At 41.5% G+C, this 17,430-nt stretch carries 15 protein-coding genes; 6 read left to right on the top strand and 9 right to left on the bottom strand.

The genetic code is table 11. The features are described from left to right. Positions 1-120: 120 nt before the first annotated feature. From BM176_RS13305 to BM176_RS13335, 7 genes are all read right to left on the bottom strand, one after another. Positions 121-735, bottom strand: a complete 615-nt coding sequence (locus BM176_RS13305; RefSeq protein ID WP_090103738.1) for an RNA polymerase sigma factor — start codon at positions 733-735, stop codon at positions 121-123. A gap of 269 nt (positions 736-1,004) precedes the next feature. Further along, positions 1,005-1,841, bottom strand: a complete 837-nt coding sequence (locus tag BM176_RS13310; protein ID WP_090103740.1) for a hypothetical protein — start codon at positions 1,839-1,841, stop codon at positions 1,005-1,007. A 46-nt stretch (positions 1,842-1,887) separates the two neighbouring features. Further along, on the bottom strand, positions 1,888-2,589 hold the full coding sequence (locus tag BM176_RS13315) for a LytR/AlgR family response regulator transcription factor (protein ID WP_090103742.1): 702 nt from the start codon (positions 2,587-2,589) through the stop codon (positions 1,888-1,890). Further along, on the bottom strand, positions 2,586-4,280 hold the full coding sequence (locus tag BM176_RS13320) for a tetratricopeptide repeat-containing sensor histidine kinase (RefSeq protein ID WP_090103744.1): 1,695 nt from the start codon (positions 4,278-4,280) through the stop codon (positions 2,586-2,588). The genes BM176_RS13315 and BM176_RS13320 overlap by 4 nt, the downstream gene beginning before the upstream one ends. 6 nt (positions 4,281-4,286) lie before the next feature. After that, the gene (locus BM176_RS13325) at positions 4,287-5,231 is read right to left on the bottom strand and encodes a hypothetical protein (RefSeq protein WP_090103746.1); all 945 of its coding nucleotides are present in this window, start codon (positions 5,229-5,231) and stop codon (positions 4,287-4,289) included. A 107-nt stretch (positions 5,232-5,338) separates the two neighbouring features. Continuing rightward, the gene (locus tag BM176_RS32465) at positions 5,339-5,884 is read right to left on the bottom strand and encodes a hypothetical protein (RefSeq protein WP_177230395.1); all 546 of its coding nucleotides are present in this window, start codon (positions 5,882-5,884) and stop codon (positions 5,339-5,341) included. Between the two features lie 51 nt (positions 5,885-5,935). Beyond that, complete coding sequence (locus BM176_RS13335; RefSeq protein ID WP_090103747.1) at positions 5,936-7,411, bottom strand: hypothetical protein; 1,476 nt, start codon at positions 7,409-7,411, stop codon at positions 5,936-5,938. Between the two features lie 285 nt (positions 7,412-7,696). On the opposite strand from BM176_RS13335, the gene BM176_RS13340 reads away from it, so the two are divergent. From BM176_RS13340 to BM176_RS13350, 3 genes are all read left to right on the top strand, one after another. After that, positions 7,697-8,260 carry a helix-turn-helix domain-containing protein gene (locus BM176_RS13340; protein WP_090103749.1) on the top strand — a complete coding sequence of 188 codons (564 nt, stop codon included), beginning with the start codon at positions 7,697-7,699 and terminating at the stop codon, positions 8,258-8,260. A 111-nt stretch (positions 8,261-8,371) separates the two neighbouring features. Next, a complete protein-coding gene (locus BM176_RS13345; protein ID WP_090103752.1) occupies positions 8,372-8,740 on the top strand; it encodes a hypothetical protein in 369 nt (122 codons plus the stop codon). A gap of 190 nt (positions 8,741-8,930) precedes the next feature. Next, positions 8,931-9,467 carry a hypothetical protein gene (locus BM176_RS13350; RefSeq protein WP_090103754.1) on the top strand — a complete coding sequence of 179 codons (537 nt, stop codon included), beginning with the start codon at positions 8,931-8,933 and terminating at the stop codon, positions 9,465-9,467. Positions 9,468-9,563: 96 nt separating this feature from the next. Here BM176_RS13350 and BM176_RS13355 read toward each other — a convergent pair whose 3' ends face one another. Next, a complete protein-coding gene (locus BM176_RS13355) occupies positions 9,564-10,133 on the bottom strand; it encodes a hypothetical protein (protein WP_090103756.1) in 570 nt (189 codons plus the stop codon). A 516-nt stretch (positions 10,134-10,649) separates the two neighbouring features. Here BM176_RS13355 and BM176_RS13360 point away from each other — a divergent pair. Together BM176_RS13360 and BM176_RS13365 are read left to right on the top strand one after the other, a co-directional pair. Beyond that, positions 10,650-13,727: a SusC/RagA family TonB-linked outer membrane protein gene (locus tag BM176_RS13360; RefSeq protein ID WP_090103758.1), complete on the top strand. Its 3,078-nt coding sequence runs from the start codon at positions 10,650-10,652 to the stop codon at positions 13,725-13,727. 19 nt (positions 13,728-13,746) lie between these two features. Then, positions 13,747-15,201 carry a RagB/SusD family nutrient uptake outer membrane protein gene (locus tag BM176_RS13365; protein ID WP_255373505.1) on the top strand — a complete coding sequence of 485 codons (1,455 nt, stop codon included), beginning with the start codon at positions 13,747-13,749 and terminating at the stop codon, positions 15,199-15,201. A 735-nt stretch (positions 15,202-15,936) separates the two neighbouring features. Here BM176_RS13365 and BM176_RS13370 read toward each other — a convergent pair. Continuing rightward, positions 15,937-17,007, bottom strand: a complete 1,071-nt coding sequence (locus BM176_RS13370) for a winged helix DNA-binding domain-containing protein (protein WP_090103759.1) — start codon at positions 17,005-17,007, stop codon at positions 15,937-15,939. Between the two features lie 259 nt (positions 17,008-17,266). On the opposite strand from BM176_RS13370, the gene BM176_RS32905 reads away from it, so the two are divergent. Continuing rightward, complete coding sequence (locus BM176_RS32905) at positions 17,267-17,398, top strand: hypothetical protein (protein WP_255373506.1); 132 nt, start codon at positions 17,267-17,269, stop codon at positions 17,396-17,398. Positions 17,399-17,430 lie beyond the last annotated feature (32 nt).

Consider the following 17,430-nt stretch of genomic DNA (forward strand, 5'->3'; position numbering starts at 1 on the left):
ATTATCGGATAAATTAGGCAGTGATCTGGCTGATAACCAACTCCTCGGGCTATTTTACTACCTGCATATATCTAAAGACGCAAATAATTGCCTCAGGTATTGGTTGATCCTAAAAAAAAGTTAATTATTTTTTATGGAGATTAAAATAAGCCACCAGAGCAGGCTTGCCTTATTAGAATTCATAGATAACTGTGTCCTGATAGATTGAAGGGCTTTGGTCATATGACCTTTAATGGTTGATATGGAAATATCCAGCTCCCTGGATATTTGTTCCTGAGACATTCCTTCCTGCCGGCTCATCTTATAAACGCGCTGTTGCTGCACCGGAAGTTTTTCTATGGCTTCATCGACCAATATCTGGAACTCTTTTAAATCCAGTTGCTGATCAGGGGCCAGTACTTCTTCTGTCAATTCGTCACTCAGGTAGTCGTCAAAAGGAGCATGTACTATCTTTTTCCGGAGGGTACTGATTATTTCATTCCGGGCAACAATAAAGAGGTATGAATCAAATTTACGTACAGCGGTTAATTGCTGCCTGCTATTCCATAACTTCACAAAAACCTCCTGTACAGCATCTTCTGCGTATAAAGGAGATTTCAGATAAGCCAGAGCCATAGAATAGATCCTGTCCCAGTAGTGGTCAAAAACTAACTTAAAAGCCACCCCATCATTTTGTGCGATCTGCAGGAGTAGTTTATGCTCATTTTCATTATTATATACAGGAGGATTATTCACGGATACCAGTCAATTCGTTATTTGTATAAATTTAACTAAAATCATCAAATCATCAACCTGTTGATATAGCTACAAAAAGGCATAATATTGAATGCGGGTAACTTAAAAGAAACCCGCTGCTTTTACGACAAAATCTAAATCGTAACTTATTAGTATCAAAACGCACTGTATCAGTGCAAAGAGTATAGCTTTTAATGGTACATATATATAGACGCAAAAATCTTTTCCAGGTACTGGTCAGTATAAAATATTTTTTAGTCCATTAAAATTTAATCTACGGAGTTGATAAAATTATTGAACATCTTAATGTATTCCTGTTGCAGTTTACTATCAGCGTCCTCAAAGAAATAGCCATGAAAGCCTCTGTCCAGTTTATGTTCTGCTGTTCCCGGGATCTTTACATGCCGGGAGTCTGCAATGGCAATCAGCTTGTTTTTGTAAAATACCAATACTGTACGGTAAGCAGGTGAAGGATCATCTACGGAACTTTCGTAGTTGGCATATTCAAGGAATGGCTCATTAAAGCCGGTTGGCTGCAACTGAAATTGTTTGATAAATGACTGCATTTCTGGCAGCATCCTGCTACTGTGTTGCAACAGATACTGGCTAAGCGCTGTTTCTATTACTGAACCAGCTTTAATCTTACCGGCAGGAATAAACCCGTAGAATAACCCCGTCCTGGCGCCTCCTTTGGTTTGTCCTGTTGCTTGAAGGGGAATATCTGCCAGTGCTTCTCCTACAATCTGTCCTTTTATAAGTAATGACTGCCCCTTTTTAAACAGCATAGCCTTTTCCTGTGCAGCACTGATCTCTGTTTCAACACCTGCCATTATCCAGCCACCTTTGGCTACACCGGCATTCAGTAATATATTATCATGCAGGCGGGCTATCGGTTTCCCATTCACAGTATCCAGTAATGTTACCGTACCATTTAATCTTTCTGCAATTACTTTTTCAGGTAAAGCGCTTTCTGCCTGTTTAACAGGAGCTGGTGTTGTAACGCTTTTTTCAACAGTGACGCTATCTGTATGATGTTTCTGTTCCCTGACATTTTCTACGCAGCTGGTAGCAATAAGCACCGGGAAAAGATAAAATAGTTTATGCATGACTGATAAGGTAAGGGTGTAAATGTAAGTTGAAAAAGTGGTAATGTTATTTCAATACCTTATAGGCCACCAGTAAGTCATCAATGTACCCGCGACTGATAGCCAGTGTTTGCCCGTCTTTCAGAAATAACTCTTGCTCATAAATATTAATACGCACCACCTCCCGGATATTGACAATCGTATTACGGTGAATCCTTGGAAAGAGAAGTGGAGGCAAGTGTCTGATTAATTCCTTTAATGGCAGCTGTACCAGGAATTTTCCCTGATGACAGATAATCCGGCTGTATTTCCCTTCCACCTCAATATACCTGATAGTATCCATCGCTACCTGCGATAGTATATTACCGTTTTTAACGAAAAGAATATTATTATTTAACGGAGGTTGTACAGGTGTCGCTTTTTCAACAGCCAGCTCAATTGCATACTTTAGTTCCAGTGGATTATAGGGCTTTAAAAGGTAACTACAGGGAATCGCCATCCTTGCAAGCTGGAAAGTAGTGGTATCGTCATGGCTGGTAAGGAAAACAAAAGGGAGCCGTTTGTTAATCTGGGTGGCGAAAACAATGCCATCAGGTTTTCCATTCAGGTAAATATCAATAATACATATGTCCGGCGTAAAAGTAATCAGACTGTCATGCGCGGCTTGCAAAGAAGCAGTAACAGTAACATCTGTATAACCGTACTGTTGTAAGATCTGGAGCAGATAAGCGGCTTCATCAGGCTGATCTTCTACAATAAGCACTTTCATGAGGGTAATAATAAATGTAGCGTAATCCGGGTACCATTGTTGTCGCTGTCAATATGAAGGGTACCGCCATTCTTCTCCGCCATCTGCCGGGATAACCATAGCCCGATGCCTGAACTGTGCCGCAGGTTATGCTGTATCGCATGTAAGGTAGCTGCATCCATACCTGCACCTGAATCAGCTACCGTTATCTGGCAGGTATTCTCAAGGATTGCAGCAGATATAGAAACGTGCCCCTCAGCAGGCGTATATTTAATAGCATTATCCAGCAAATTGCGCAGGATGATTTTTACCGTATTGCTGTCTGCAAAAAAGTATAACCCTGCAGGTGTTTCATTCCTGATAGTAATATTTCTGGTTGCCGCTACGGGGATATAATCATAACATACCTGTTCTGTGATAGCCTGCAGATGCAGCACTTCCTGGTGCAGTACAAGGCGGCCGGTTTGGCCCAGCGCCCAGTGCAGCAGATTGTTCAGTAACATATGTGTACTGTTGGAAATAGTTTCTATCTTTTCCGATAATGCCAGCGCCTGCGTAATACGATTTTCTGTCAACGCCGTTTTCAGATAATGAAGATTGATTTTCAGATTAGCTACCGGTGAACGGAGATCATGGGCTACAATAGAAAACAGCTGATCTTTCGTCTGGTTCAGTTCTGCAAGCGTGTTTTTCTGTCTTGTTTTCTGACGGTAAGCAAAATAGATTAGTCCCGCAGAGGTAAGAAAGAATATTGCCAGCAGCAGAAATGTATTGCGCTGCCATCTTCTTTTTTCCAGTTCCGCACGTTGCCGTATTGCACTTTCCTGCAGTAGTTTTACTGCCAGTTTCTTTTCCTGTTCTGCCGTAGCAAAAATCTTATCCCGGTTCCAGATAGTATCTACAGTGGCTTCATAAAGTTTCCTATAGGAGAGGGCGTTCGTATATTTTTTCGCATCTTCTGCTATCTGTGCCATATTCAGATAAATATCCCTGATTATTTCATGATCATGTGAACGGAGGGCAAAGAATAGTGCTTTGTTAAAATAGGCGGCAGCCTCTTTGTCCTTATATTGATTATAATACCAGTTGGCCATATTCATATAAGTTTGGGCAAGACCGGTGGTATCTTTTATGCGTACGGAAATAACAAGGCTTTTCTCATAATAGGGCCATGCTTCTTTATACCTTTCCATATGTAACAGGCAGGTAGCGGTATTACTGTATATTGTTTTTAGTATATAAGGGTCGGCTCCTGCTGCAAAGCGTGACTGCCAGTCATTAAAATGCTGTAATGCTGCCTGGAAATTACTTTGCTGGAGATATATTTCAGCCATATTAGCGGTGGTAGCAGCTGCAATATCCTTGTCATGGGTATGTATACTATTATACACTGTAAGTGCCTGTTCATTGACACTTTTATAATAGAGTATCCTGGCTTTGATGAAAAGAGATGCTACCATCAGCAAACTATCTTGCAATGGGTTGCAGGTGGCAATTGTCTGCAGTGCATATGCATAGGCAGAATCTGTTTCACTGCTGGCAAGTGTGATATGACAACGGTGAAAACTTTCGGAAGCAGCAGAAGCTGTAACGGGAGAACACACAGGACATAGCGACAGCAGTTTTTTGCTGATGTTATCAGAAAGATGCCATGACTGCGCGGTGGCTGTAAAAGAAGCGCCGCAAAGGATAATTATAATAAGATAACGCATAACAGATCAGGAACGCTGAACGGAAGTAACGGTGCCTCTTGTGGTAACTGGATCGCCTATACTGTAACATACTCTCACCAGTTGTGCAGTAGGGTCTGTATAACTGGTTTGTATCTTCCACACACTATATTCTCCGAATCGCTTTGACGGAAAAAGTGCCGCTGTAGCATAAGTGATGCTGATCGTTCTGATAGCAACCTTTATATTATTGGATGGGTCTTCTCCTTCAATTGGAAGTACGATGGCAGGAGTGCCTACAGCAGGAATAAGCGTGACTGTTGAAGGCTCATATTCTGCAGGTAGAAACGCGTAAATAGTGAGGTTGATTTCGTTGTCTGCCACGGGATTGTTAAAGATTACCAGCGGTTCCAGGGGAGGGAATTGCATTCCGGTATGTACAATCTCCGATGTTGCATCCAGTACCTGCCTGTCTCCTAAAAAGAAAGGGTAGATTCTTTTGGGGATAGTAAAGACACTGGACTCAACCAACTTCCCGTTTGTTATCAGGTTTAGCAGGATAGCCTCTGCTTTTTCCATTGGGGCAAAGTCACTGAAGAAAACAGCGTAAGTAACATTGATTTCCCATAAGGAGTAAGTAGCCTGCTGTTCCTGTGTGGAAGGATAGTTCAGGGAAAGTACCCTGGTAAGCAGGGTAGTGGGTGCGCCGCCATCACCTGTAGTCACTTCCCGGTTAACCAGTTCTGTATCAAATACAGGATTGTCAGGTACATAATTATCGGGGAAATAACCATAGATAACAAGGTTAAAGGCGTATGCATATTCAGACTGGTAAAAGGAAAGGAAAACCTTATGATCAGGTATATCAGATATACCTGAATCAATAATACGTTTACTGCATATCACTTTTACATCGCCAGACTGGTAAATATTTGAATCGATGTAATCATTACCGGATGCGGGTAACAAAGAGGAATCAGGAACTGGGTACATAAATCATGATTAATGATTCAAATGTAAATAATATCCCTGATTAGCGCTGTAATAAAAAAGAGGGCGGCTCAATTATTTTTGAGCCGCCCTCACTGATCATTAAAAATTTATTCCGGCCATATTGTGCCATCCTGATCATCACTTATCCAGGGCTTCCCATTACAACTGGTACCCGGATGAGCAGCCAGACAGGCTTTAATCCAAAGGTTACCTACAGCATGACTCAATACCTTTTTAGGACTGCAATAGGTAGTATCAGTATTATCCTCATATAACTGATAAGCCGGATACTTTACCTTTTCTTCTTCATCACTAAATTCAGGAACTTGTGCTGCATACATTGGAATATATGCTTCAAAAACATCTTCCAGAAAACATCTTACAGTCACAATGCCATTACCCTGAGCAAGGCCCCATTCATTAGGAGTTAAACTTGTAAGCGTCCAGGAATTTGTATGAGCTGAGTAGGTCAGGTCTGCATGCGCATAACCACCCCTGGTGCTAACAACTATCCTGAATGTATAGTCATTATTAATAATGAGGTTTACGCTACGTTCGAAATTGGGTTGCAACGTAAATGAATCACCATTACTGATCATCCAATCCTGTTTGGAACGCGATCTGTTCACCCATCTTAAATTGAAATTCGGCATAATTATAAAGTTTTAAAGTTGTTAATAAATTTGTCTGATAAAAAAATATTACTAAAACAATGATGCTGGTATTAAAGATGCATCAACATACCACACTGTCAGTGTATTATCAAAGCCCCTGGAAAGTTCTGATACTGCTGTGATTTTGGCTGCGTTATTAAGAAGAATATGACTCATATTATTATTTTGCTGTTCCAGATACCATGTGCCATCAGTTCCGTCTGTCCATACCGCATGTAGTTCCCACTGAATGATGATGCCATTGTCCGGGGCTATATAGAAAGTATGATACTTATGGCCAACATGACCTGTTTCCTTAAAGTTCTGGGAAACATACTGGATTTTAAATGCAGGGTCGTTAGCTTTATTCGGATAATTTGTAGAACCATAAAGCTGTGTGCCTGATTCGCTTTGGCCAATGGCAGGTTCTCCTGGCTGCAGGCTCTTTATACGCTTAATGAAAACAACGCGTTGGTAAAGGTTCTGCAATGTGCTTAAAAGTTGTGTTACTTCACTATACAGTGTAGCGCGCAGGCTGTCATTGGTAACAAGTTCCTGTGCACTGAAACGTACCTGTTTCACAAGGCTGGTTACCTGTACTTCATAAATGTATTGCCATTCATCCGGCAAAGAAGCCCATGAAATATCCAGCATGTAAGCATTGAGATAGATATCTGATACAGCACTGAATATAGAAGGATCGATATTTAATGTTGTAGGAATACGGGAATCAACAATGCTGTAGTGAATCATTTCAGTTAGTACCTCTATCGGGGCCATATGCGCAGTAAACCACGTTAATGCTTCTGAAACGGTAGAGATATCCCACTTGCCGGAAGGTGGATTTCCTGAATATCCCTGCATATTCAATGTCATATTTACACTGGCATTGCTTTGCTTAATCGCTTCCTGAAACGCAGTATTTCCTTTTGCCGTGAATATTTCAGGTACATCTGCCCCGATGCTTGCTTCCAGTTTCTGTAAATCACTTTCAGACGTAGTATGCAGTGTGAATATGGCTCTGAAGTATGCGCATTTTTTGCTGCCTGAAATCAGGTAGTCACCGTATATATTGCGGAAGGTTGCAAAATCTCCTTTATCTACCAATGCTCTTGCCTGCTCTGTTAGTGTGATGGAGGTACCTGGATAAGAAACCGTATCATAACCGTTGGAGGATGACTCAAATGTGGCAATGACAGTCATATATAATTCCGACTGTTTTATTTCTGTCAGATATGAGGTAGAGGCAGAGACAGTCATACCATCCATATTATAACTTCCATCTGCCGATGCTGAAATCTGCTTTTCTACATCGCTGCTGGAAGTGATGCTGGAATAGGTGGTGATGCTGCTTTGTCCTGTTGCCGGTTTTACAGCGGGTATTACAACTGCGGTACCTGCGAGGTTACCTGTAACCGCATTCACGCCTTTCCCGAATGCATATTCTGGCAGCCATGGTTGTCCGGCAATGTCAGTAGCCAGGGTGGTAACTCCGTTGTTACCTTCAGCTTTTAATGTTTTGAACATCTTATTTGATTTAGAAAATTAGTTGCCTACTCTGATCATGGTTTTTCGGCGTCCACCTTCGCATTGAAGCTTCATGCTGGTGTAAAAGTAGGAGCAGGTAAGGGGCGTTTGGGGGCAAATGGCATAAAGCCTGGTTTTCCGGGAATAAGACCCTGGATTTGAGGTATAAGATAACAGACAACAGGAATAAAGAAAGTGGATATCCACTTCATTAAGATATTTAGGATATCTTAAATAGTAATAACTTGATCTTATCCCCTAACTTTGTAAATTCAATCAATAGCAATGGATCTGTTCATAAAAAATATGGTATGTAACCGTTGTATTCTGGTAGTGCAGCAGGAACTTGAAAAACTCGATATGGGGTTTACAAATATTGATCTGGGAGAGGTGACCTTAAAAGAGATACCTGAAAAAGAAAAACTGCAGGTATTGGGAGAGCGCCTGCATGGACTTGGGTTTGAATTGCTGGATGATAAAAAGCATGCACTGGTAGAAAAACTGAAAACCACTATCATCCGGCTGATCCACGGAAAAGAAAATGCAGTACTGAATACTAAATTATCTGTGGTATTACAGGAAGCATTGGATACAGATTATCATTATCTTTCTACCGTATTTTCTTCTTTAGAAGGACTTACCATTGAGAAATATGTTATCCTTCAGCGTATTGAACGGGTAAAGGAACTGCTGCAATACGACGAAATGAATCTCAGTGAAATAGCAGACAGTCTGGGATATAGCAGTGTACAGCATTTGTCGCAACAGTTCAAGAAGATTACCGGACTAACGCCTACCGGCTACCGGCAGTTAAAGGAGAATAACCGGAAACCACTGGATATGGTATAAGCATAGTTGCAAATCAGCAGAAGCTGTTATTAAAGCAGTTGAACAGTTTGGTTTTCATGCAATAACATTCCTGTTACGACGTTATAATTGCGGACAGTAAACCCAGGAAATATGTTTGAGTCAATAACCTGGAAAAATTTCAAATTACGACAACCTGCCTTCATGCTGCTACATACATGTATGATGGCAGGCATTGTTGTTTTAGCCGGTAGCTGTGCATCTGCTAACCGCGAATACCAGCCACCACGGTTAGGTGCGGAATACCGTTTTGAAGATGGCTTGCGGAAAGAGAAGCATCCGCAGTATTTGTTTGATAAGAAAACGCGCAAAGACATGAGGCAGATGGGATTGCCGGCAGGGCATTCGAATGTCGCAACTTCCGCCGCCGTTCCTTCCTCTTCATTTTCCAAAACACCCCCGGTTGCTGACAGTGTCAACAGTGTCCGTACTGATACTGTTTTTAAGGTACGCCCCCAATAAATCTCTCTAGTCATATTCAGAATAAGATAAAGTTTTGATACCCTTTTACTTATAAAAAGTAAACTCAAAGATTGCCTCAACAGAAAGCTGCTTCCAGGCAATGCCTGAATTCCTTTCAATGTACCCGATTTTTCATTTGTTCATTTAGGTATGAATTACTTACATTTGTAAGAATTTTAAAATATCCTGTATGATAAAGACCTTTTACAGTGCTTGCCTGTTGTTCGCCATACTTGTGGGAACCAGCAGTAATTCTCAGGCACAATTGAAACGATTCAGCATAGGCCCCTACGTGGAAGCTGGCGTTCCTACCGGCGATCTGAGTGATACGCATAATACTGGCTTTGGTGCTGGTTTGAATGCAGATATTAAACTCATCGCAGGATTTGGTGTGACCGGTTCTGTTGGGTATATGCGTTTCCCTGGAAAAGATGTGGTAACTACTGATCCTATTTTAGGCACAACAATGACCACCAGTTATTCAGCATTGCAGGCCATTCCTGTAAGAGTAGGTGTAAAGTATAAATTCCCATTCCCTTTATTATATTTAAAGGTAGAAGGTGGAGTTGCCAAGTCAGTAGGTTCAGGAGAGAATGAAGCTCCTATTATCTTTGCACCAGGCATCGGGATCCGTTTCTTAGGATTGGATGTAGAAGCTAAATACGAAGGATGGTACAAAGATGGTACAGCTGGTTTCTTCGGTTTGAAAGCTGGTTATAATTTCTAATTTCAGCATTCACAGATTGCATATAATTAAAAAGTCCCGGACAATTGTCCGGGACTTTTTATTGTCCACATGATTTCCGTTAATTATCATTGTTTCTTACTCCTTTACCGCTTTTGGTTTAGCAGTGGTATCGGTAGGCTGTGGAGTTGTAGTATCCTTCCTGAAAGAAACGATATTTTGACCTAAAACTCTTGCTGTATCCTTTTTAAAGGCAGCAGTATCTGCTTTCATTGCTGCTGTGTCTGCGGTTACAGAACTCAGTTTGTAAGCAAAGTTGGCAGTATCTGCTTTGAAAGCAGCTGTGTCAGACTTGAAAGCGCTTGCTGTGTCAGCAGATTTGAAATTTGCGGTATCCGCCTTAAAGACGAAATTTGCCGTGTCCTTAAAATTTGCTGTGTCACGTACAAAGCTCGCGGTGTCGTGTGCAAAACTTGCTGTGTCGAGCACGAAGTTTGCTGTGTCATGTGCAAAACTTGCTGTGTCGAGTACAAAGTTTGCTGTGTCTCTGTTCATGCTGGCAGTGTCCAAAGCATTAACTGTGTCGCGCATTGTAATTGTGTCCGCTACATTGCTGGTTAAAGCTTTAGCATCTTTTGCGTAAGTTTGCGTCAGTACGAAAACGCCCATGCCGGCCATCAGGCCGAACTTTAATAATTGCTTCTTCATGGTTTTTCAATTTTAACTGGTTAATAGAAAATCAATAAATTATGGTACAGACTATCTAACTAAAACCTTGCGAGAATACTCTAAAGAAATGTTAAAGGATGTATCATGTTTGATAAATAACTGATTTACAGTTAATTGGAAAATTATCTTTTTTGAGTAGTATTTAAAATAATTAACCGCTTTACTTAGAAGAGTAGGTAAAAAAGGAAAACAGTATGTAGAATATGGGTTACATAACCGGGTAGACGGTGCCCTACTTATTTAAAGTCTTAAAGAAATGTTAAGGCACCACCTGGCAATGATAAAATAGTATCAACTTATCTACAAATGTTCGCTTATTTTTATCGCGCTGTCATGTATGTAGAGTGCTGTGAAGTAAACAGTTCACATTATTAATATGTATTGTAAGTGAATGGTGAATAGTAGTATGGTCAATCTGATAATAATATAATGGGATATTCCTAACACGTTAGAACAATGCAATAGTCATTTTAAATTACCTTATTTCTTTCCTTTATGAGCCAAACAACGTTTTTTAGAAAGCAAAGCTTTCTGGTAATCTTATTATGCCTGGTTACGGGTGCCGTGTTTGCGCAACGGACTGTTACAGGTAAGGTAACAGATGCGGGCGACGGCAGTGGCCTCCCCGGAGTAAATGTCACCGTTCCTGGTACCACTTCAGGAGCCACTACGGATGCCAGCGGAAATTTCAAACTTACCGTACCCGATGCCGGTAAAACCCTCTCTTTTTCTTTTATTGGTTATGAGGCACAGACCCTTGCCATTGGAGAGCAGACAGTCTTCAATGTTGGTCTGAAATCTACTACCAAAGGACTTGGAGAGGTAGTGGTTGTAGGATATGGTGTACAAAACCGCCGGGATGTAACTGGTACCATCTCTTCTATTAAAGGAGCAGATATTAAGAACCTGCCAGTGAGTGATGCTGCCCAGGCTATTCAGGGTAGGGTAACCGGTGTAGACATTGTTCGTTCTGACGGATCTCCCGGAACAGAGCCTTCTATCCGTATCCGTGGTACAGGTACTATTAATAATGCAGACCCGCTGGTAATTATAGATGGGATACCTGCAACCGGTTTGAGTGATGTGAGTCCTAATGACATTGCTTCCATGGAAATTCTGAAGGATGCATCTTCCTCAGCTATTTATGGTACCCGTGCGGCAAATGGGGTGATCATCATTACCACTAAAAAAGGTAGCTATGGCGAAAAACTGAAAACAAGTGTTAATATATATAAAGGTGTTTCCAATGTACGCCGTTATATCCCGATGCTGACAGCTCCTGAACTGGTGCAACTGAAACAGGAACGTTATACAAATGATGGTGTGGCCATTGATCCTTTCTGGCAGGACCCTTATTATGCAGTACAACGTACTGACTGGCAAAAGGCACTGCTGCGCTCCGGACAGACTACCAATGCCGATGTGAGCCTGCGTGGTGGTAACGCTACCTCCAACTACCTGATCAGTGGTGGCTATTATGATGAAAAAGGACTAATCGAGAATACCTATTTCAAACGTTACAGTGTACGTATCAACTCTGAACACAAAATCGGTAAACGTGTAAAAGTAGGAGAGAACCTGCAACTGACCTACAGGAAGCAGGAAGGTTTTGATACTTACTCTTCACAAACAGGTCTGATATTCAGTGCGCTGCGTTTCAACCCGGCTATTCCGGTAAGAAATGCGGATGGCTCTTATGGTACTGCAAAAGCAAGCGGTCAACTGGGTGATATTAATAATCCTGTTTTTACTGCTGAAACTTCAGACGGCTATAATAAGAATTACCGGATGCTGGCAAGTGTATATGGAGAAGTACAAATCCTGGATGGCCTTACTTTACGTGCCAATTATGGATACGATGGTACGATTAACAATCAATATGGATTTACACCTAAAGTACTCGACCAGATCCGTGCCTCCGATCATGCCGCACTTTATCAGCGTAATGAAACAGATGGTTCTGAACTGGCAGAAGTATTCCTGACCTGGAATAAAACATTTGCCAAAAATCACCAGGTAACTGTTACCGGTGGTTATTCTCAGCAAAAAGCCTATGGTAGTTATTACAGGGCAGAACGTTGGGGGTATAACGACGAAACCACTCCGCAACGTGTATTGGATAACGGTATCGATATTCATGATGCTTCCGGAAACTATATTGCTGAGAATGCGATTGCATCTGGCTTTATGCGTGCTTTCTATGGCTTTAAAGGTAAATATCTGTTCACTGCCACTTTCAGGGCAGATGGATCCTCCAAATTCCCTAAAGACAATCGCTGGGGTTATTTCCCTGCGTTCTCTGCAGGTTGGAGAATTTCTGACGAAGCCTTCATGAAAGACAATGTATCTTTTGTAAGTAATCTGAAACTTACAGGTGGCTGGGGTGCATTGGGTAACCAGCGTGTAGCTGATTTCCAATACCTGGCGCTTATCAAAAAGGATCAGGATCAGAGATATGCTTTTGGAGATAATACAGTAACCGGTATCTGGAACTCAACACTGGCTAACCCTGATATCACCTGGGAAAAAGCAGAAATGACCAATATCAGTCTGGAAGCAGGTTTCTTCCAGAACAAACTGAATACTACTATTACATACTTCAATAAGAATACCAAGGATATGCTGGTACCTGCACCTTTAATGGACGAGCATGGTGCGGCTACAGTGCCAGATCGTAATATCGGTGCGCTGAATAACAAGGGATGGGAAATAGAAGTGAGTTACCTGGGAGGTAAAGGTGAGTTCCATTATAATGTAGCGGCAAATGCTTCATTTATAAAGAATAAGGTTACAAAACTCTATGAGCCGGGTACTTTCATCAGCTCTACTAACTATGGCAGGCAGAATCAGGAAATCTCCCGCACTTATGAAGGTCAGTCTATTGCTTCCTTCTATGGCTGGAAAACTAATGGTATTTACCAGAACCAATCTGCTATTGATAATGATGCCAATATCGCAAATGATCCCAACAAAGCAAATATCAAACCAGGGGATGTCCGTTTCTTAGACAACAATGGCGATGGTATTATAAACGATCAGGACCGTACCTACCTGGGCAATCCTAATCCTAAGGTAACATTTGGTTTACAGGCCGGAGCTTCTTATAAAGGATTTGATCTGGGTGTTTCTTTTGCAGGTGTAGCAGGGGTAAAACTGTATAATGCCGACAGAATGCAGGGTCTGGATCCTACCTATCCTTACAATATGTATGCAGAGGCTATGCAGCGCTGGCATGGTGAGGGTACAGGAAACAGTGTGCCACGTATGACTCTGGAAAATACCAACCAGAATTATCGTACTTCTGATCGTTTTGTAGAGAATGGTAATTACCTGTCGCTCCGCAACGCAACACTTGGATATACAATTCCTGCTAAAGTGTGGGGTCATTCAGGCGTATCTGATGTACGTGTGTATGCAACCGGTCAGAATCTTTTCGTTATTACGAAATATAAAGGTTTGAATCCTGAACTGGGTTACCCTAATTCTACTGATGGTAACAGACAGCGTGGGGTAGATGTAGCTACTTATCCACAGGCAAGGAGTTTTACTTTTGGTGCAACACTTAATTTTTAACCTGTTAATGATGATGATTATGAAACGTACGAAATATATATTGCTGATAGGTGTGGTTGCCCTCTTTACTAATGCGTGTAACAAAGTGCTGGATGTAGAAGCAAAAGGAAGTTATACAAGTGGCAACTATTGGCGTAACGAAAGCGATGCTGTGGATGGTATCTCTGGTATCTATACTCTTTTTCTGAAGGAAGATTATCTCGGCTTCGTTGAATTTACTTATGATAATTGTTCGGATGATCAGTTCCATGCAGGAGATCACCCGGAAGATGATCTTATAGAAAAATTTACTTTTGATGCATCCAACCCTTCATTAAGGTTGCCATGGAAATGGAAGTATGAAACGATTAACCGTGCGGATAATGCGTTGATTTATATTCCTAAGATCACAGACATTGATCCGGATGTGAAGAACCGTTGTCTTGGTGAAGCATATTTCCTCCGTGCATTCGCTTACTGGCGTTTGATGATAGTTTATGGCGAAGTGCCAATCGTAACTGAGGATGATGTACTGAATGGTAATTATAATAATCCAAAATCATCGTTGGATAGTGTTCGTGGTCAGATAGAGTCAGACTTGTTAAAGGCGGCAGACCTGCTTCCTGAGGCATATAGTGCAGGCCGCGTGAATAAAGGTTCTGCCTGGGGATTGCTGGCCAAATTGTACCTCTATGAGGATAATATGGATAAGGCTATTGAATATGGTGAGAAAGTAACTACCAATTCAAATTATGCGCTGGCTCCCACTTATGCTGCTAACTTCACTCCGGCTACCAGTAACAACAGTGAAATGCTGGTGAATGTACAAACTACCGACGGTTGGGGTTATTCTGATTTTACTACCTACCATGCTCCACGTACATGGAATGGCTGGGACTTCTTCCAGCCTGTAAAAGGATTGGTAGATGAGTTTGAAGCAGGAGATCCCCGCAAAGATGCATGTATCATGAAACCAGGAGATCAGATCGACATAGGAACAGGGATTGTAACCTATACTGCGGACCTGTCAAAAACCGGGTATCATTACAAAAAGTTCTGCAGCTGGAAAAGTTCCGGTGGATTGAACTACTCATTGAAATATCCTTTGCTGCGTAGTGCTGATATTTACCTTGTAGTGGCCGAAGCTAAGATCCGTAAATCAGGTGCTGGCGCAGGTGATGCAGAAATCAATGCTATACGTAAACGTGCTTCTGCCAGTCTTACTCCGGTAAGTGGTGCAGGTATGCCTGCCCTGATGCATGAAAGACGCGTAGAACTGTGTGGCGAAAATGAACGTCACCAGGATCTGATGCGTTGGGATAAAGCAGGTCTCATTAATATTGTTGCTATATATAGTCAACCCAAGCTGGGTTCCGACGGACAGGTAATAATGCCTGCACGTACATTCACCAAGCCTAGAAACTATTATTTCCTACTGCCTCAGCAGGAAATAGACAGAAGTAAGGGAGTGCTGATCCAGAACCCAAATTACTAGTAAGGTAATTATTACAATAGCGTCCATAAAAAGAGGCCTTCCAGGGATGGAGGGCCTCTTTTTATGGACGCTATTGTATTTTAATCCGCTAGACCTTACACTTTTCTACATATCCGCGCGGTATTACGCGACCACTTCTACGCCCATAATTAAGATCTTCTGTCTAAATGATTATTCCGGAGGCTTACGGAAGTATTCATGTCTTTATTTCTAATTGGGCGTGATCGGGGAGAGTTCGGAGTAAATTGCTAGAATCTTGCAGATTAGGTCGATGGTTATTCGGTGGTTGATCGGTGATTGTTCGGTCGTGACTGACCAACCACCGATCAACCACCGAACAACCACCGATCAATCACCGGTGAAAGGTGCTACTTACTAGCAAGTTTCCTGGGAGACACTCTCAAGACTCTCCGAACTTAATAGCACAACGCTATAATCTATCAATAACTATTATACGTTTTCAATAAGAAAGTATATTGCTAATTGTTGTTAACTATAAATATTTGCATTCCTGTCTGTTGGTTACGATGAAATTACTATTATCCGTTTACGCATATGCATACACATCTTCATTCCCAGGTTTTGGGAGTCATATTCTTAATAATGCTTATTTCGGTTTTGAAAGACTTTCTTGAATAAACTCTATTCTGGAATGGACAAAGTGTTATGGAGTTAACACCAATTATCCATCCCGATAATCCAGGGACATAAGTTCCTGATGGTATTTTAGCAGTTTTAATTAGCTTCTACCAACTCTTTCTCAACGAATCTGGCATACTTTTCAGCAGCCTTCTTTATTAATTGTTCCGGAAGCTGGTCTTTAGCACTGAATGGGTAAGTTTCCAGCAGTACTTTACTTTTATATTCAGTGCGTTTCCAGGTGCCTGCAATTTGTCCATTCAGCATAATCACCGGTTTAAAAATCCCATTGCCGGATTGTTTATGATACGCTGGTTTGAGAATATCTGAGCGGTCTTTATAGGCAACAGTATATTCATCAAAAGCAGGTAATAAGTGAAGGGAGTTTTTAGGCTTCTGCCGGAGATCCATATCTGATGAAAACCAATATGCCTGACCGTTTATTACTTCATGGGCCAGAAGTTTTTTATTCATCTCAATTCCCATTTTTGCTTCCGATAAATTGAGCTTGCTCCACCAGGTAAAGTCCTGTAGTGTAGCAGGGCCTCTGCTCAGGAAATATCTTTTTGTCAGTTCCGCTATGGCCGCTTCATGGTCCATCACATGAGTATCAGGTACTCTTTCTTCCAGCAGGGCATAGGTAAATTGTTTCCCATGTCTGGCACCGCTACAGATCATTCCATCCAGCTCTGCATCCATCATTAAAAAGTTAGAGCGGATATCGTCGGTATTGATCTTGCCTTTTTTAAGTAATACAATTAATTGTTCCCTGGTAAGCTGTTTGCCATCCATTAATGCTTTTGCAATGATATGTTTACTCCGGGTAAGGGTGTTTTCATCTATACCCAGTTTACGATGTAAGGTTTTGTTGAATACTTTTATTTTTGGAGCAGACAATTTCAGTATCCAGCCAATATCCTCTGGTGAAACAAAGTGCCAGGTAGGCCGTAGAATATGCGTGCGCAGGATAATGCCATCATTAAATTGCCTGTCAATTTCAGCTTCGGTAATTCCATTTATCCTGTTTCCGATGGCCCATTTAGCCGCGGCAAAATCCTGCGCCTGGATACAGCCCATCCACCGGATCAATTCATCAGGTTCTGAGAAATCTGCGCCAGTGATCTGTTGATTGATCAGGCGGTGATGAGCTATAGTTCTGCTTGTCATAGTGATAGTTTATTTTCCTCCTAACTATGTATTATTGTATTACAAAGCTAAAGGGGGGATGTGACAGCTGTATGTCAGTTGTAAAACAGAAGTACGGAATTTTTTTCGGGAACGACAGCCTGTCCGGCAAATTAATGTATTTAGTCCTACCGGGATTTACCCGTAAGACTAAATACCCCCGAAAAGGGGGAGTTTTTCTGAACTTTGGTTGCAGTGAGATCTGGTAACTTACTCTGTATAACCATAAAATCACATTCATATGAAAAAGGAAACATCAAAAAAACTTAGCCTGAGCAAAATCAAAATTGCAAATCTGAGTCAGGCTAAAACGCATGATACTTTGGCAGCACCAACAACTACTGTTTTGCTTTCTGTTCGAAATCTTTGTTAAAAATAATCTAACCCATTTTATTCCAGACGGCC

Origin of the sequence: Chitinophaga sp. CF118, from assembly GCF_900112615.1 — a bacterium.
In the GTDB taxonomy this organism is placed as follows: Bacteria; Bacteroidota; Bacteroidia; order Chitinophagales; family Chitinophagaceae; genus Chitinophaga.

Coding starts and splice junctions, on each gene's coding strand:
- BM176_RS13370 (WP_090103759.1), bottom strand. CDS start 17,007: ATGACAAGCAGAACTATAGCTCATCACCGCCTGATCAATCAACAGATC.
- BM176_RS13315 (WP_090103742.1), bottom strand. CDS start 2,589: ATGAAAGTGCTTATTGTAGAAGATCAGCCTGATGAAGCCGCTTATCTG.
- BM176_RS13340 (WP_090103749.1), top strand. CDS start 7,697: ATGGATCTGTTCATAAAAAATATGGTATGTAACCGTTGTATTCTGGTA.
- BM176_RS13310 (WP_090103740.1), bottom strand. CDS start 1,841: ATGCATAAACTATTTTATCTTTTCCCGGTGCTTATTGCTACCAGCTGC.
- BM176_RS13365 (WP_255373505.1), top strand. CDS start 13,747: ATGAAACGTACGAAATATATATTGCTGATAGGTGTGGTTGCCCTCTTT.
- BM176_RS13360 (WP_090103758.1), top strand. CDS start 10,650: ATGAGCCAAACAACGTTTTTTAGAAAGCAAAGCTTTCTGGTAATCTTA.
- BM176_RS13325 (WP_090103746.1), bottom strand. CDS start 5,231: ATGTACCCAGTTCCTGATTCCTCTTTGTTACCCGCATCCGGTAATGAT.
- BM176_RS13320 (WP_090103744.1), bottom strand. CDS start 4,280: ATGCGTTATCTTATTATAATTATCCTTTGCGGCGCTTCTTTTACAGCC.
- BM176_RS32465 (WP_177230395.1), bottom strand. CDS start 5,884: ATGCCGAATTTCAATTTAAGATGGGTGAACAGATCGCGTTCCAAACAG.
- BM176_RS13345 (WP_090103752.1), top strand. CDS start 8,372: ATGTTTGAGTCAATAACCTGGAAAAATTTCAAATTACGACAACCTGCC.
- BM176_RS13355 (WP_090103756.1), bottom strand. CDS start 10,133: ATGAAGAAGCAATTATTAAAGTTCGGCCTGATGGCCGGCATGGGCGTT.
- BM176_RS13350 (WP_090103754.1), top strand. CDS start 8,931: ATGATAAAGACCTTTTACAGTGCTTGCCTGTTGTTCGCCATACTTGTG.
- BM176_RS13335 (WP_090103747.1), bottom strand. CDS start 7,411: ATGTTCAAAACATTAAAAGCTGAAGGTAACAACGGAGTTACCACCCTG.
- BM176_RS32905 (WP_255373506.1), top strand. CDS start 17,267: ATGAAAAAGGAAACATCAAAAAAACTTAGCCTGAGCAAAATCAAAATT.